Raw genomic sequence first — 14654 nt, 5'->3', positions numbered from 1 at the left:
CTGACAAGCGCGGCGGTAGGATTAGAGGGCAGGCCCGCCCATTAGGCAAGCCGGTTCGCGAGCCACCCATGAACAAGAATCGGCAATTGCCGCAAAAGCATGGGGAAAAAAGCGATCATTCCCAGTCAATTGCATGGATGTGCGACCGGATGGCTCAGCCGACCCCCAACGCCTTGAGCTTGCGATGGAGCGCGGACCGCTCCATGCCGACGAACTCCGCCGTGCGCGAGATATTGCCGGAAAACCGGCTGATCTGAGCAATCAGATAGTCGCGCTCGAACACCTCGCGCGCCTCGCGCAGCGGTAGCCCCATGATGTGCTCGCCGTTGCTGCTGGTCGGCATCGCCGGCACCATCGAGCCAACGTCCTGCGGCAACATGTCCGCGGTGATGATCGCCTCCGGGCCGCCGCCGGCCAGAATCATCACCCGCTCGACATTGTTGCGGAGCTGGCGGACGTTGCCCGGCCAGACATGGGACTGCAGCACCGCCATCGCGTCCTGGCCGATCTGACGCTTCGGCAGGCCGGTCGCCGCCGAGATCTGGTCCATGAAATAATCGATCAGTTCGGGGATATCCTCGCGCCGCTCGGACAGCGGCGGCACGCGGATCGGGACCACCGAGAGGCGATGGTAGAGGTCCTCGCGGAAGTGGCCGGCCGCAATCTCCTCCTCCAGGTTGCGCGCCGTGGACGAAATGATGCGCACGTCGACATGGACCTTTGCGGTGCCGCCGGAGCGCTGAAACGTCTGGTCGACCAGCACGCGCAGGATCTTGTTCTGGGTTTCGCGCGGCATATCGGCGATCTCGTCGATGAACAGCGTGCCGCCGTGAGCCTCTTCCAGCGCGCCCGGCTTGCGCGGCTGCTCGCCATTGGAAGCCTCGATGCCGAACAGCTCGACCTCCATCCGCTCGGGCGTGATCGCGGCCGCGTTGATGACGACGAACGGCCCGTCGACCCGGCTCGAGGCCTGGTGCAGCGTACGCGCCACCAGCTCCTTGCCGGAGCCCGCCGGCCCCACGATCAGGATGCGGCTGTTGGCCTTGGCGGCGCGCTCGATGGTCTGCCTCAGCTGGTTCATGCAGGCGGAGCGGCCGGTCAAAACGCTCGCAGTTGGAGCCTGTTGCTTGAGTTCTTTAACCTCGCGCTTGAGGCGTGAGTTCTCCAGCGCCCGGGTCGCGACCAGGATCAGCCGGTCCGACTTGAACGGCTTCTCGATGAAGTCATAGGCTCCGCGCTTGATCGCTGCGACCGCGGTCTCGATGTTGCCGTGGCCGGAGATCATCACGACCGGCAGGTCGGCATTGTCCTTCTTGATCTGCTCCAGGAGCTGCAGCCCGTCGAGCTTGGAGCCCTGCAGCCAAATGTCGAGGAAGACCAGATGCGGGCGGCGGTTGGCGATCTCCGCCAGCGCCGAATCGCTGTCCCGCGCGGTGCGCGTGGAAAAACCCTCGTCTTCCAGGATGCCCGCAACGAGGTCGCGAATGTCTGCCTCATCGTCGACAATCAGAATGTCACTTGCCATGGTTACACCTGCCTGTCAGTCGCCTGTAGCTGCTTTGATTTTTGGTTGGATATTGGTCGTGGATGCCGGGTCGCTGGTCGCGGCTACCGGCGGATTTTTTTCTTCGCCCGGCCCGCTTGACTGCTGCGACTCGGGGCCGGTCGTCGGAGGTGGTTCCTTCGCCTCCGCCTTTGGCGGCTGCCCGGAGACCGCGAATCGAAGCCGCATCCAGGCGCCGCGCTGCCCGGGACGGAAGTCGGAGGCGTCCTTGAGCTCGATGCGGCCGCCATGGTCTTCGAGCACGCGGCCGACGATGGCGAGCCCGAGCCCGGTGCCCTTCTGGCGCGTCGTGACATAGGGTTCGAGCAGCCGTGCGCGCGCAACCTTCGGCAGCCCGATGCCGTTGTCGATCACGTCGATGATGATCTCTTCGCCTTCGCGCTGCGCGACGACGTCAATCCGCCCCTTGCCGAGCTCTTCCGGCGGCACCTGCTCGATCGCCTCGGTCGCGTTCTTGATGATGTTGGTCAGCGCCTGCGAGATCAGCCGGCGATCGAACTGCGCCCGCAGCGGGTCCTGCTTGATGTCGGCCTCGATATCGAGCTCGGGGTGCGCGACCTTCATCAGGAACACCGCCTGCCGCACGGTGTCGGCGACGTCCTCGCCTTCCATCACCGGCTTCGGCATGCGGGCAAAGCGCGAGAATTCGTCGACCATGCGCCTGATATCGTCGACCTGGCGCACGATGGTGTCGGTGCATTGCTCGAAGATCGACTTGTCCTTCGGCTCGGTGATGGTCTTGCCGAATTTGCGGCGGATGCGCTCGGCCGAAAGCTGGATCGGCGTCAGCGGATTCTTGATCTCATGCGCGATGCGGCGCGCGACATCGCCCCAGGCCGAGGTCCGCTGGGCCGAGACCAGCTCGGTGATGTCGTCGAGCGTGATGATGTAATTATCCCAGGAGTGGCTGGTCTTTTCGGCGGAGATGCGGACCGACAGATTGCGCTCGTAGCCGTCGCGGGTGATGGTGATCTGGCCCTGGACCAGACGCTGGGTCCCCTCCCGCGCCGTCTTCATCATCTCGTCGAGCTCGGGAAGCACGTCCGACAACGGATGGCCCAAGGTCTCCGACTCGGCGTGGCCGATCAGCTTTTCCGCCGACCGATTGAGGATGCCGACGCTGCCGGACGCATCGACGCCGATGATGCCGGCGCTGGCCGATGACAGCACCGCCTCGATAAAGCGCCTGCGGCTGTCGATCAGCTCGCTGGCACTGACGAGTTCGTCGCGCTGGGTGCGCAATTCCTGCGTCATCTTGTTGAAGGTCTGACCAAGCTGGGCGAGATCGCCTTCCGATTTATGGACAGGAACCTGGATGCTGAGGTCGCCTGTGGACACCTGGTTGGCGGCGCTCATGAGGCTGCGGATCGGCGACACCAGCCAGTTGGCGAAGTTAAGCCCGATCAGCACCGACGCCACCAGAATGGTCAGCGCAATCACGGCAAACACCAGCGCGAAGGTCACCTGGATGCCGAGCCTCTGCGACTCGATCGCGGCATATTCGGCAGCGCTGGCCTCGGTCTGCTTCAACTGGCTGATCACCCGCGGATCGAGCAGCCGTGCGACATACAAAAAGGTGTCGGTGAATGCGCGGAGACGAATGACGGCGGCGACATAGTTCGCTTCCGGGAAGACCGATATCTCGGGCTTGTCTTCGCCGACATCTTTGAGGAACTCCTCCGGTGGCGTCGTAAAGTCCAGGCGGATACCGGTCTGCGCCAGGATATTGCGATCCTTGTCGATCAACATTGCGCCAGGCAGATTGCGCGCCGAGGCGCTCGACTCGAGGATTTCCAGGAAGCTGCGGCGGTCCTGATCGTACAGCGGCCGGGCGCGGGCGATGTCGTTGGCCATCCCCAGGATGTCGCCGCCGATAAGCTGCGCGTGGTCGTTCATATAAGCCCGCGCGACGGTGAGCGAATTCTGGATCGCCACCCGCGTCGGCCCCGAAAACAGCCGGTCGAGGCCGCGGTCGAGCATGACATTGGCGACAATGGCGACGACCACCGCAGGCAGCACCGCAACAATGGAAAACAGGCTGACGATCTGGACGTGAAGCCTTGCCGCCGCGCGGCCACGGCGTCGGGCCTGAATGACCTGCCAGATTTCGCGGATGATGATACCGACCAGCAGCAGGATCGTGCCGGCGTTGATCGCCAGAAATGAATAGACGACGTGCTTGGTCGGCTCGACCGGGGTCAACCCCGTCAGCACCACGAACGTCAGGAATGCCGAGAGCAGAGCAATCGCGATCGCAAAGGGCGCCAGCCACTTCGCAAGCGGCACTCCCCTTTCTTCGGTACGTGAAGGTTCGTACGGCTGAGCCGTGGTCTCTGGGCTGGTCATTCCGGCAAGGATGAACTGAAGGCCTCAATGTCCGCTGATCGAGCGGACTGATGCAATCATATCACAATGTTGCCGAATTGCGACAATTCCGCGGCGTCGGCTTAAGAATGAACAGGAGGTCCACAGGCCATCCACAACCCTTGGGTCTCGTCATTCCGGGTTCGCGCTGCGCGTGTCCCGGAATGACGGGTCGGGGTCGGGGTCAGGCCCCGCTCCGATAGACCTGAATATCGAGGTCCCTGATCTTTTTGCGCAGCGTGTTGCGGTTGAGGCCGAGCAAGTCGGCAGCACGGATCTGGTTGCCGCGGGTGGCCGCGAGCGCGGCCGTCAGGAGCGGTACCTCGATCTCCTTTAGAATACGGTGGTAGAGGCCCGGCGGCGGTACGCCGTTCGGGAAACCGGAGAAGTGCGAGGATAAATAGGCCTCGACCGCGCCACCGAGATTGTCCACCCCGAGCTGCGTGTTGCCGCCGGAGGTGACGGCCGGCGGGGCCAGTTCGCCGTCGATGACGGACGCGGTGATCACATCCTGTGGGTAAAGCGCCGCCAGCCGGCGTGCGAGGTTTTCCAGTTCACGGACGTTGCCCGGCCAGCGGTGCTGTTTCAGCCGCTCCAGCGCCTGGGTGTCGAGCTTCTTCGGCGGCAGGCCGTCCTTCTCGGCGAGCGCAAAGAAGTGCCTGATCAGGTCGGGCAGATCCTCGATCCGCTCGCGCAACGGCGGCAGCCGCAGCGGCACCACGTTCAGACGGAAGAACAGATCTTCACGGAACAGGCCCTGCTGGATCAGGATGCGCAAATCCTTGTTGCTCGCGGCGACGATGCGCACGTCGGTCTTGATCGGGGTGCGTCCGCCGACGGTGGTGTACTCTCCCTGCTGCAGCACGCGCAGCAGCCGGGTCTGCGCCTCCATCGGCATGTCGCCGATCTCGTCGAGGAACAGCGTGCCGCCCTCCGCCTGCTCGAACCGGCCGGAGGCACGGGTATTGGCGCCGGTGAACGCGCCGCGCTCATGGCCGAACAATTCAGACTCGATAAGATCGCGCGGGATCGCCGCCATGTTGACGGCAACGAAGGGGCCGTTCCGCCGCTTGCCATAGTCGTGCAGCGCGCGGGCCACCAGTTCCTTGCCGGTGCCGGATTCGCCCGAGATCATCACGGTCAGGTCGGTCTGCATCAGCCGCGCCAGCACGCGGTAGATTTCCTGCATCGCCGGCGAGCGGCCGACCAGCGGGATCGAGTCGAACTCCGCGTCGTCGGCCGCGCTCGACACCCTCTCCTTCGGCTCGGCGAGCGCTCGGCCGACGATGGTGATCAGCTCCTTCAGGTCGAAGGGCTTCGGCAGATATTCGTAGGCGCCGCGCTCGGAGGCCCTGATCGCTGTCATGAAAGTGTTTTGCGCGCTCATGACGATGACAGGCAGGTTCGGCCGCATCTTCTTGATGCGCGGCAACAGGTCGAACGCGTTCTCGTCGGGCATCACCACATCGGTGATGACGAGATCGCCCTCGCCCTGGCTGACCCAGCGCCACAGCGTCGCCGCGTTGCCGGTTAACCGCACCTCATACCCGGCGCGTGACAGAGCCTGGTTGAGAACCGTCCGGATGGCGGTGTCGTCATCAGCAACGAGAATACTACCTGCGGGCATTGTCTTTCCTCATCTTGCGTCCTGAGAGGCATGCGACGGCGTACCCGGAACGTCCTCGCGGCTGCTTTGGTCGATTTGTTTGGCGGGGTTGTACATCGGCATCAGCACGCGGAAGGTGGTCTTCCGCGGCTGAGATTCGCATTCGATGATGCCGCCGTGATCGCCGACGATTTTGGCGACGAGCGCAAGCCCGAGGCCACTGCCGGTCTGTTTTGTGGTGACGAAGGGATCGAACAGGTTTGGCAACAGGTCTTCCGGCACGCCGGAGCCGTTGTCCCTGACGCAGAATTCCAGCGGCAGCGACACCCGCGATTTTTTCCCGGGCACCGAGAGGCGGACGCCCGGACGGAACGCGGTGGTGAGCTGGATTTCCGCATCGGTGCCGAGATCGGCTACCGCCTCGGCAGCGTTCTTCACCAGATTGAGGAACACCTGGATCAGCTGGTCCTGGTTGGCGAGCACCGGGGGCAGCGACGGATCGTAGTCCTCGATGAAGCGGACATTGCGCGCGAAGCCGGACTGCGCCAGCCGTTTGACGTGGTCGAGCACCGAATGGATGTTGACGGGGCCGCGGGCGACCGGCCGGTCGTCGCCGAACACTTCCATGCGGTCGACCAGGGTGACGATGCGGTCGGCCTCGTCGCAGATCAGCCGCGTCAGCATGCGGTCGTCCGAGGAGGCCTGCTGCTCCAAGAGTTGCGCCGCGCCGCGGATGCCCGACAGCGGATTCTTGATCTCATGCGCCAGCATCGCCGCCAGTGCGATCACCGAACGCGCAGCGCTGCGATGGGTGAGCTGCCGGTCCATCTTGTCGGCGATGGTACGCTCCTGCAGCATCACGACGATATGCCCCGGTCGCTCCGTGAGCGGCGCCACATGCAGATCGACCTGGCGGTCGCCGCCGATCCGGGGCGTGCCGAGATCGACCTTGTACTCGTTGACTGGCGAGCCACTGCTGCGCACCTGCTCGATCAGCGCGAGCAGCGGGCTGCCGAACGGCACCAACTCCTTCAGCGACTGCCGCTGCAGGAACTGCGTCGAGATCTCGAAAAACGATTCGGCGGCGATATTGGCATCGACGATGCGGCCATCGGGCGCCACCAGCAACACCGGGTTCGGCAGCGCGTTGAGGATGGCGTCGCTGTCGGACGGCATGCGCCGGCGAGTGTCTGCGAGTGATGTCATGCAGCAGCACTCCATGCAAAATCGTCGTAAGCATTCTGAAGCGATTGATGCACGCTTGAGGGCTCCTCGGAGGTCAGGATCCTCTGCCGCCAGCCCTTCAACGTCGCGGCCGGTGCACAGCTGTAGTGGGCGGCGATCTCCAGCGCCCAGCCGAGATGTTTTCGCGCATGCTTGAGCCCGATACGGACCCCGTAATGGCTCAGGACGGCGTCATAGAGTTCGCGGATATGGCCGAGCTGTTCGGCGAGCGGGGGTGCCTGCTCAGCGATGCCGGTCTCGAGCCGCCGGCCGATCTGCCCGGGCAGCCAGGGCTGGCCCTGCGCGCCGCGTCCGATCATGACCGCGTCGGCACCGGACTCGTCGAGCGCGGTCACCGCGCGCTCGAAGGAGGTGATGTCCCCGTTGACCACGAGCGGGATCGAGACGGCGTCCCTGACTTCCCGCACGGCGGCCCAATCCGCCTCGCCCTTGTAGAACTGGCAGCGGGTGCGGCCATGGACCGTCACCATCTGCACGCCGGCGGCTTGCGCACGGCGCGCCAGTTCCGGCGCGTTGCGCGAGCGGTCATCCCAGCCGAGCCGCATCTTCAGCGTCACCGGCACCTTGATCGCCGCGATCGTCGCCTCGATCAGGCTTGTCGCGTGATCGAGGTCGCGCATCAAAGCCGAGCCGGACTGGCCGCCAGTCACATGGCGGGCCGGACAACCCATGTTGATATCGATGATGTCGGCGCCCGCTGCTTCCGCGATCCTCGCGCCCTCGGCCATCCAGCGGGTCTCGCACCCTGCCAGCTGGACCACATGTGGCCCGATCCCGGCCGCCTCGCAGCGCAAGAGCGAAATCGGCCTGCCCTGCGCAAGATCGTCGCTTGCGGTCATCTCGGAGACCACAAGCCCCGCGCCGAGACTCGCCGCGAGGCGCCGAAATGGGGCATCGGTCACGCCGGACATGGGGGCGAGAAGCACCGGGTTGGCGACGTCAATGTCGCCTATTTTCAACAGTTTACGACGTGTTCTTGCGAGGCCGGTCACGGGCTTCTCGTTCTAAGGGCGGCAGCCTCATCGCGCCGCTGCCCTATATTTTGAGCACAATTCTTGTGCAGTCAAGCTCTATGCCTACGGTTTAGACATTTCTATCAACTTGCGCAAGTGCACCGCAACAAGAACTGCTTTTCCCACAGAGGATGGGAATAGCTCTGTCATTGCGCATCCAGCATGGTAAGGGCTGTGCGCCGGCGAATAGCCTGGCGCCCCTCTCCACAACCCGATTCGTATACAGTTTCGCCCAATGCCCAGACCTGAGCGTACCGCCGCCATCCTCGTCGCAGCCGGCCGCGGGCTTCGCGCCGGCGCAGGCGGGCCGAAGCAGTACCGGGTGATCGGCGGACAGACGGTGATCTTCCGGGCGATGGAGCCGTTCAGCCGCCACCCCGATGTTTTCGCCGTGCAGCCGGTCGTCAATCCCGACGATGCCGCCCTCTTCAACGAAGCCGTGGTGGGCCTTCGCCACCGGCCGCCGACAAACGGTGGTGCAACCAGGCAGGCGTCCGTGCGAGCGGGTCTCGAGGCGCTTGCAGGCGAGAAGCCGGACATCGTGCTGATCCACGACGCCGCGCGGCCCTTCGCGACGCAGGCACTGATCTCGCGCGCGATCGACGCGGCCCGTCGTACCGGCGCCGCCATTCCCGTTGTCCCGGTCACCGACACCATCAAGCTAACCGGCGCGAACGGCGATGTCGAAGCGACGCCCGAACGTGCGCGGCTGCGAATCGCGCAGACGCCACAGGTCTTTCGGTTTGACGTGATACTGGATGCACATCGCCGCGCCGCGCGCGAGGGCTTGAGCGATTTCACCGACGATGCCGCGATTGCTGAATGGGCGGGATTGACGGTGGCGACCTTTGAAGGCGATCCTGCGAACATGAAACTCACCACACCCGAAGATTTCGTCCGCGAGGAAGCCCGCCTCGCCAGCCTGCTCGGCGATATCAGGATCGGCACCGGCTACGACGTGCATGCTTTCGGCGAAGGTGACCACGTGATGATCTGCGGCGTGCGCGTGCCGCACACCAAGGGCTTTCTCGCCCACTCCGATGGCGATGTCGGCCTGCATGCGCTGGTCGATGCCATTCTCGGCGCGCTTGCGGACGGCGACATCGGCTCGCATTTTCCGCCTGTAGATCCGCAGTGGAAGGGCGCCTCTTCCGACCGGTTCCTGAAATATGCCGTCGATCGCGTCACCGCGCGCGGCGGCCGCATCGCCAATCTCGAGGTGACGCTGATCTGCGAGCGGCCGAAGATCGGCCCGCTGCGCGACACCATGCGGGCAAAGATCGCCGAGATCTCGGGCGTGGACATCTCGCGCATCGCGGTAAAGGCGACGACCAGCGAGAAACTGGGCTTCACCGGCCGCGAAGAAGGCATCGCGGCCACCGCGAGCGCCACCGTCCGTCTTCCTTGGAATGACAAAGGCTGGAGCGCGTGACATGAGCGGCAGCGACGCGCGCGCCCTCTCCCGCTCGCTGCTCGACCTGTGCCGGATGCGGAAACTGACGATCGCGACGGCGGAGTCCTGCACCGGTGGGCTGGTCGCGGGGGCCCTCACCGATATCCCCGGCTCCTCCGACGTCATCGATCGCGGCTTCGTCACCTATTCCAACGAGGCCAAGCGGGCGATGCTCGGCGTCAACGCGCTGACGCTTTCGACCTTCGGCGCGGTCAGCAAGGAGACCGCGACCGCCATGGCTGTCGGAGCCCTGGAGCGCGCCGGCGTCGATCTTGCAGTCGCCATCACCGGCATCGCCGGCCCCGGCGGCGCCACCCCGGGCAAGCCGGTCGGCCTGGTGCATTTCGCCGTCGCCGCCCGCGATGGCCGGATCATGCATCGTGAGCACCGCTTCGGCGCGATCGGGCGTAGCGCGGTGCGGCAACGCTCCGTGGTCGAAGCCTTGCGCATGCTGATGGAACTGGCGCGCGGCCCGCAGGCTGCGGCCAAGCCGCGCCGCGAAGCTGTCAGCCGCCTGCGTCCCCGCGTCGCGCGGTCCCCCCGCCGCAGCGCCGTCAAGCGGCGAAGACCGCCACGCACGTAGCAGCCCTCGCTCCGTCATTGCGGGCGCAGCGGAGCAATCCATCTCTCCCCACGTGTGGACAGGTGGATTGCTTCGTCGCGTCGCTCCTCGCAATGACGGGGATAAATTTACGACGAAATTGCCGGCTTGCCGTAGACTTGGTCCGCACGCTTTTCGAACGCGGCCGCGAAGCGTTGAAACGCGGCATCGAACATCGAACCCATCAGTATTGCCAGCATCCGGCTTCTGAACTCGTATGAGATAAAGAAACCGACGTCGCATTCGGTTTCGGATTTCGCCTCAAAGGTCCAGCGGTTCTCGAGGTTGCTGAAGGGGCCGCGCAGATATTCGACGATGATCTTCAGGTTCGGCCGGTCGAGGGTGACGCGGCTGGTGAAGCTCTCGCGCACCAGCTTGAACGACACGGTCATGTCGGCAACGAGGACCTCGGTACCGTCCTCTTTCGGTGTGCGCTGCCGGATCTTCAGCGCCTGGCACAGCGGCACGAATTCCGGATAGCGCTCGACGTCGGCGACCAGATCGAACATCTGCGACGCAGAGTGGCGGACCCGCCGCTTGCTGGAATACCTCGGCATGTCTGGCTCAGCGGGATAGAGCTGCCCGCGCCGCTTGCAGTTTGGCGAAATCGTCGCCCGCATGATGGGACGAACGCGTCAGCGGACTCGCCGACACCATAAGAAAACCCTTGGTATAGGCAACCTTCTCGTAGCCTGCGAACTCGTCCGGCGTGACATAGCGCATCACGGCGTGATGCTTCCGCGTCGGCTGCAGATATTGTCCGATGGTGAGGAAATCGACATCGGCCGAGCGCAGGTCGTCCATCACCTGCAGCACCTCGTGCCGCTCCTCGCCCAGGCCCACCATGATGCCGGACTTGGTGAAGATCGTCGGATCGACCTCCTTCACCCGCTGCAGCAGCCGGATCGAGTGAAAGTAGCGCGCGCCGGGCCGCACGGACAGATAGCGCGAGGGCACGGTTTCGAGATTGTGGTTGAAGACGTCGGGCTTGGCCGCGGCTACGACTTCAAGCGCGCCGTCCTTGCGCAGGAAGTCGGGGGTGAGGATTTCGATCGTGGTCTTCGGGCAGCGCGCGCGGATGGCACGGACGGTCTGGGCAAAATGCTCGGCGCCACCGTCGGCAAGATCGTCGCGGTCGACCGAGGTGATCACGACATGGGAAAGCCCAAGCTTGAAGGTCGCCTCCGCCACATGCTCCGGCTCGGCGGCATCGAGGGCGCCAGGCATGCCGGTTTTGACGTTGCAGAAGGCACACGCCCGGGTGCAGGTGTCCCCCATGATCATGAAGGTGGCGTGCTTCTTGTCCCAGCACTCACCGATATTCGGACAGCCCGCCTCCTCGCAGACCGTGACGAGCCCATTCTCCTTCACGATCTTGCGGGTATCGGCATAGCCGCGCGTATTCGGCGCGCGCACCCGGATCCAGTCCGGCTTGGGCGGCGACAGCGCGTCGGGCCGGTTCACCTTTTCGGGGTGGCGCGGGCGCACCGGATTGGCTGAAATGGTGTCGATCAGGGTGACCATGGGAAATCTACGGATCTTTGAGACTGTTAGCTAATCCGTATTGCCCGAACCCGCAACCCGGCTCGCGCATGCTAACAGAACGTGCAACATATGGGCAGAATTCCCCAGCGTTCCGCTCTGATTCCCACCAAAATGGTTCAAAACCCCACAGTGCCGGGCGAAGCACCGATCCGCCTTGGCAAGGCGCTCAAACGCTCATTCTTTGGCCGCAGCGTGCATGAGGTTGCACCCGACCTGATCGGCGCGACCCTGCTCTTCAATGGCGTCGGCGGCCTCATCGTGGAGGTCGAGGCCTATCACCACACCGATCCGGCCGCCCATTCCTATCGCGGGCCGACGCCGCGCAACCAGGTGATGTTCGGCCCGCCCGGCTTCGCTTATGTTTATCGCTCCTACGGCATTCACTGGTGCGTGAATTTCGTCTGCGAAGAAGAAGGATCGGCGAGCGCCGTGCTGATCCGCGCGCTGGAGCCCACCCATGGTATCGCAACGATGCGGCGGCGTCGTCACCTCAAGGAAGTGCGTGCACTCTGTTCCGGTCCGGGCAAGCTGACCGAAGCACTCGGCATAACGATTGAGCATAACGCGCTGCCGCTCGATCAGGCACCGTTCTCGCTGCACGCGCGCGTCGGCAGTGTCGATGTTGTCGCAGGTGTGCGAATCGGAATTACCAAAGCAATCGATCTGCCTTGGCGCTACGGCATGAAGGAATCGAAATTCCTGAGCAAGCCGTTTTCAGTTTGAGTTGAAGTTGAATTGCCTTCGCAACGCGGTTCGCATCAACAATCGCAACATCGACGCAATCCTGTCACGACACGCCCACGTTGCGTATGCAAACTGAGCGCGCGTTGCTTCGCTGCACGCGTGTGAACTGCTCATAAATTGTGCTCTGCTGAAAGACGGAACACAACGCAGGTGAACAAGTCCTGCGCAAATGCTGGGCCACCGAAACAGCGAAATAGAAAACATAGAAACTATAGAAACTAAAGGAGCTGTACGATGGCAGGCCCGTTTACTGTCGAAGGATTCGGATTCCCGTCCAACTACAATGGTGCGTTCGTCACGAGCGCCGCGCACGATGCCATGCAGGCAATCGCTGACACCAATGCAAATTCGATCGAGCTCGCGCCGCGGCTCTTCATGAACAGCAGGAATTCGAATGACGTGTTCGCCGATCCCGGCAAGACCGAGAGCGACGCCAACATTCTTCAGACCATCGCGGATGCGAAGGCGCTCGGCCTTTCGGTGTCGTTGAAACCCATGGTCTCGGCCCTCGATGGCGCGCTTGCAAACTCGCTGACACCGAGCGATCCCGCGGCCTTCTTCGCGTCCTATAAGACCGAAATCGTTCACATGGCGGAACTCGCCCAGCAAGGCGGCGTCAGCACGTTGGTGATCGGGAACGAGCTCAGCAAGCTCTCCGGACCTGAATATCGCGACGATTGGGTGGACCTCATCAATGCGGTGCGTGCCGTGTATCACGGCGAGATCACCTATGCTGCCGCCACCGACGAAGCCATCAATGTCAGCTTCTGGGACAAGGTCGATGTCATCGGCATCAACGCCTATCCGCCATTGACGACCGATCGCGATCCGACTGTCCAGGAAATGGTCAACGCGTGGAACACCATGTCCACCGATGACTATTGGGCGAAGGTGATGGATCACAAGTCACCGGTCGATTTCTTCCACTCCCTTGCCCTTCAATACGGCAAGCCGGTGTTCTTTACGGAAACCGGCTATCGCAGCGTCGATGGCACCAATATCAACCCGGGTAACCCGCCGAGCTCAACACAGGACGTCCAGGAGCAAAATGACGCGTTCAACGCCTTCTTTCAGGTGTGGGCATCGGAAGGCGGAAGCTGGTTCAGGGGCGCTTCGATCTGGAACTGGGATGCGGACAACAAATATTCACCAACCGGCTACTCACCGGAAGGGAAACCGGCTCAGCAGACCATCACGGAATGGTACGGCGGCCAGCATCAGCCGCCTGGCCAAACGCTGACCGGATCTCCGGCCGCCGATCTGATGGATACCGGCGGGGGCAATGACGTGCTGTCGGGCGGGGTCGGCAACGATACGATCAAGGCCGGCGCGGGCGACGACACCATCACCGGCGGTCCAGACACGATTCCGAAATTGGCGCAAACCACGGTCACCGTGACCGGCTACGGCTCCGTGGTCGACGGCATCGGCGCCCAGATGCAGCTTCTGATCAATGGCCAGCAGGTCGGCAACACGGTCGAGTTCCACAATGCGACCGACGCATCGGGTTTCCAGACCTTCACTTTCACATTCGCCAATCCCGCGACGATCTCGAGTCTCGATCTCGCCTTCATCAATGACATCGCCAATGCCGGTGGCGACCGCAACCTTTACATCAAGGACATCACGGTCAATGGCCAGCATCTATCGGTCGCCGATGCGGTCAATCCGAGCTCGCCGGGAACCTGGAATCTCTATCAGAACAAGGCGATCCACTATGACATGAGCGGCCACCAGGACCTGTTCTTTGGCGCGTCGACCGACAACGACACCATCGACGGCGGTCCGGGCAACGATGTGATCAACGGCGGTGCGGGTGCCGACGTGATCCATGGCGGCGCCGGCGACGATTCGATCAATAGCGGTCCCGGCATTGCCACCGCGACCGATCAACTCTATGGCGACGATGGCAACGACATCATCAAGGCCGGCAACGGTGATACAGGCGCCCTGCTCGACGGTGGCGCCGGCAATGACCAGCTTTATGGCGGATGGGCCACCAACGTCATCAATGGTGGCGACGGTAATGACTACCTCTCCAGCGGCGGCGGGAACGACACCCTCTCCGGCGGCGCCGGCAACGACTCGTTCAAAGGTGGCCAGGGCCTGGCGCAGATGTCCGGCGATGACGGCAACGACACGCTGATGGGCGGAACCGGGAACGAACTCCTGTACGGCGGCAGCGGCGACGACAGGTTCAACGGCGGCGGGGGTAACGACACTTTGTCAGGTGGCGCAGGCAACGACACCTTCATGTTCGCCTCCGGCTTCGGCAAGGATGTCATTGTCGACTTCCAGAACACCGGCGGCGCACAGGACGTGATTCAGTTCAACCGCACGGTGTTTGCCGATTTCAATGCCGTCCAGTCGCATATGGCGCAGAGCGGGACGAGCGTCGTGATCACCTTCGACAACAACAATTCGGTCGAGATCAAGAACACGACTGTGGACCAGCTCCACGCGACCGATTTCACGTTCGTGTAGGCGGCACCACAGATTGTAGGGTGGGCGGAGCGAAG

General features: G+C 63.4%; 11 protein-coding genes. 4 read left to right on the top strand and 7 right to left on the bottom strand.

Annotated features, from left to right (window positions below; all coding sequences use genetic code 11):
- Positions 1–154: 154 nt before the first annotated feature.
- The 5 genes from K288_RS0103630 to dusB all read right to left on the bottom strand — a co-directional run bounded on the left by K288_RS0103630 (position 155) and on the right by dusB (position 7738).
- A complete protein-coding gene (locus K288_RS0103630) occupies positions 155–1525 on the bottom strand; it encodes a sigma-54 dependent transcriptional regulator (RefSeq protein WP_027578347.1) in 1371 nt (456 codons plus the stop codon).
- Positions 1526–1540: 15 nt separating this feature from the next.
- Positions 1541–3910, bottom strand: coding sequence for a PAS domain-containing sensor histidine kinase (locus K288_RS0103625; protein WP_027578346.1), 2370 nt, complete (start codon positions 3908–3910; stop codon positions 1541–1543).
- A gap of 202 nt (positions 3911–4112) precedes the next feature.
- Entirely contained in the window at positions 4113–5555 is a 1443-nt protein-coding gene (gene ntrC, locus K288_RS0103620; protein WP_027578345.1) for a nitrogen regulation protein NR(I), read from the bottom strand.
- A gap of 9 nt (positions 5556–5564) precedes the next feature.
- Complete coding sequence (locus K288_RS0103615; protein ID WP_027578344.1) at positions 5565–6740, bottom strand: nitrogen regulation protein NR(II); 1176 nt, start codon at positions 6738–6740, stop codon at positions 5565–5567.
- Positions 6737–7738 carry a tRNA dihydrouridine synthase DusB gene (gene dusB / locus K288_RS0103610; protein ID WP_027578343.1) on the bottom strand — a complete coding sequence of 334 codons (1002 nt, stop codon included), beginning with the start codon at positions 7736–7738 and terminating at the stop codon, positions 6737–6739. Before dusB ends, K288_RS0103615 begins: the two co-directional genes overlap by 4 nt.
- A 289-nt stretch (positions 7739–8027) precedes the next feature.
- On the opposite strand from dusB, the gene K288_RS0103605 reads away from it, so the two are divergent.
- Together K288_RS0103605 and K288_RS0103600 are read left to right on the top strand one after the other, a co-directional pair.
- Positions 8028–9224 (top strand): bifunctional 2-C-methyl-D-erythritol 4-phosphate cytidylyltransferase/2-C-methyl-D-erythritol 2,4-cyclodiphosphate synthase, encoded by a 1197-nt coding sequence (locus tag K288_RS0103605; RefSeq protein ID WP_027578342.1) that lies wholly within the window; start codon positions 8028–8030, stop codon positions 9222–9224.
- A gap of 1 nt (position 9225) precedes the next feature.
- A complete protein-coding gene (locus tag K288_RS0103600) occupies positions 9226–9828 on the top strand; it encodes a CinA family protein (protein WP_027578341.1) in 603 nt (200 codons plus the stop codon).
- A gap of 107 nt (positions 9829–9935) precedes the next feature.
- Here the strand turns inward: K288_RS0103600 and K288_RS0103595 are convergent, their stop codons facing one another.
- On the bottom strand, positions 9936–10403 hold the full coding sequence (locus K288_RS0103595) for a ubiquinone-binding protein (protein WP_027578340.1): 468 nt from the start codon (positions 10401–10403) through the stop codon (positions 9936–9938).
- A gap of 7 nt (positions 10404–10410) precedes the next feature.
- Positions 10411–11370 carry a lipoyl synthase gene (gene lipA, locus K288_RS0103590; RefSeq protein WP_027578339.1) on the bottom strand — a complete coding sequence of 320 codons (960 nt, stop codon included), beginning with the start codon at positions 11368–11370 and terminating at the stop codon, positions 10411–10413.
- Between the two features lie 132 nt (positions 11371–11502).
- Between lipA and K288_RS0103585 the strand changes: the two genes are divergently transcribed.
- Positions 11503–12114: a DNA-3-methyladenine glycosylase gene (locus K288_RS0103585; RefSeq protein WP_051334329.1), complete on the top strand. Its 612-nt coding sequence runs from the start codon at positions 11503–11505 to the stop codon at positions 12112–12114.
- 255 nt (positions 12115–12369) lie between these two features.
- Positions 12370–14619, top strand: coding sequence for a carbohydrate-binding domain-containing protein (locus tag K288_RS0103580; protein WP_027578337.1), 2250 nt, complete (start codon positions 12370–12372; stop codon positions 14617–14619).
- Positions 14620–14654: the final 35 nt, after the last annotated feature.

The sequence above is a fragment of the Bradyrhizobium sp. Ai1a-2 genome (assembly GCF_000426245.1).
Lineage (GTDB): Bacteria > Pseudomonadota > Alphaproteobacteria > Rhizobiales > Xanthobacteraceae > Bradyrhizobium.
This window is presented reverse-complemented; position numbering and strand designations above follow the sequence as displayed.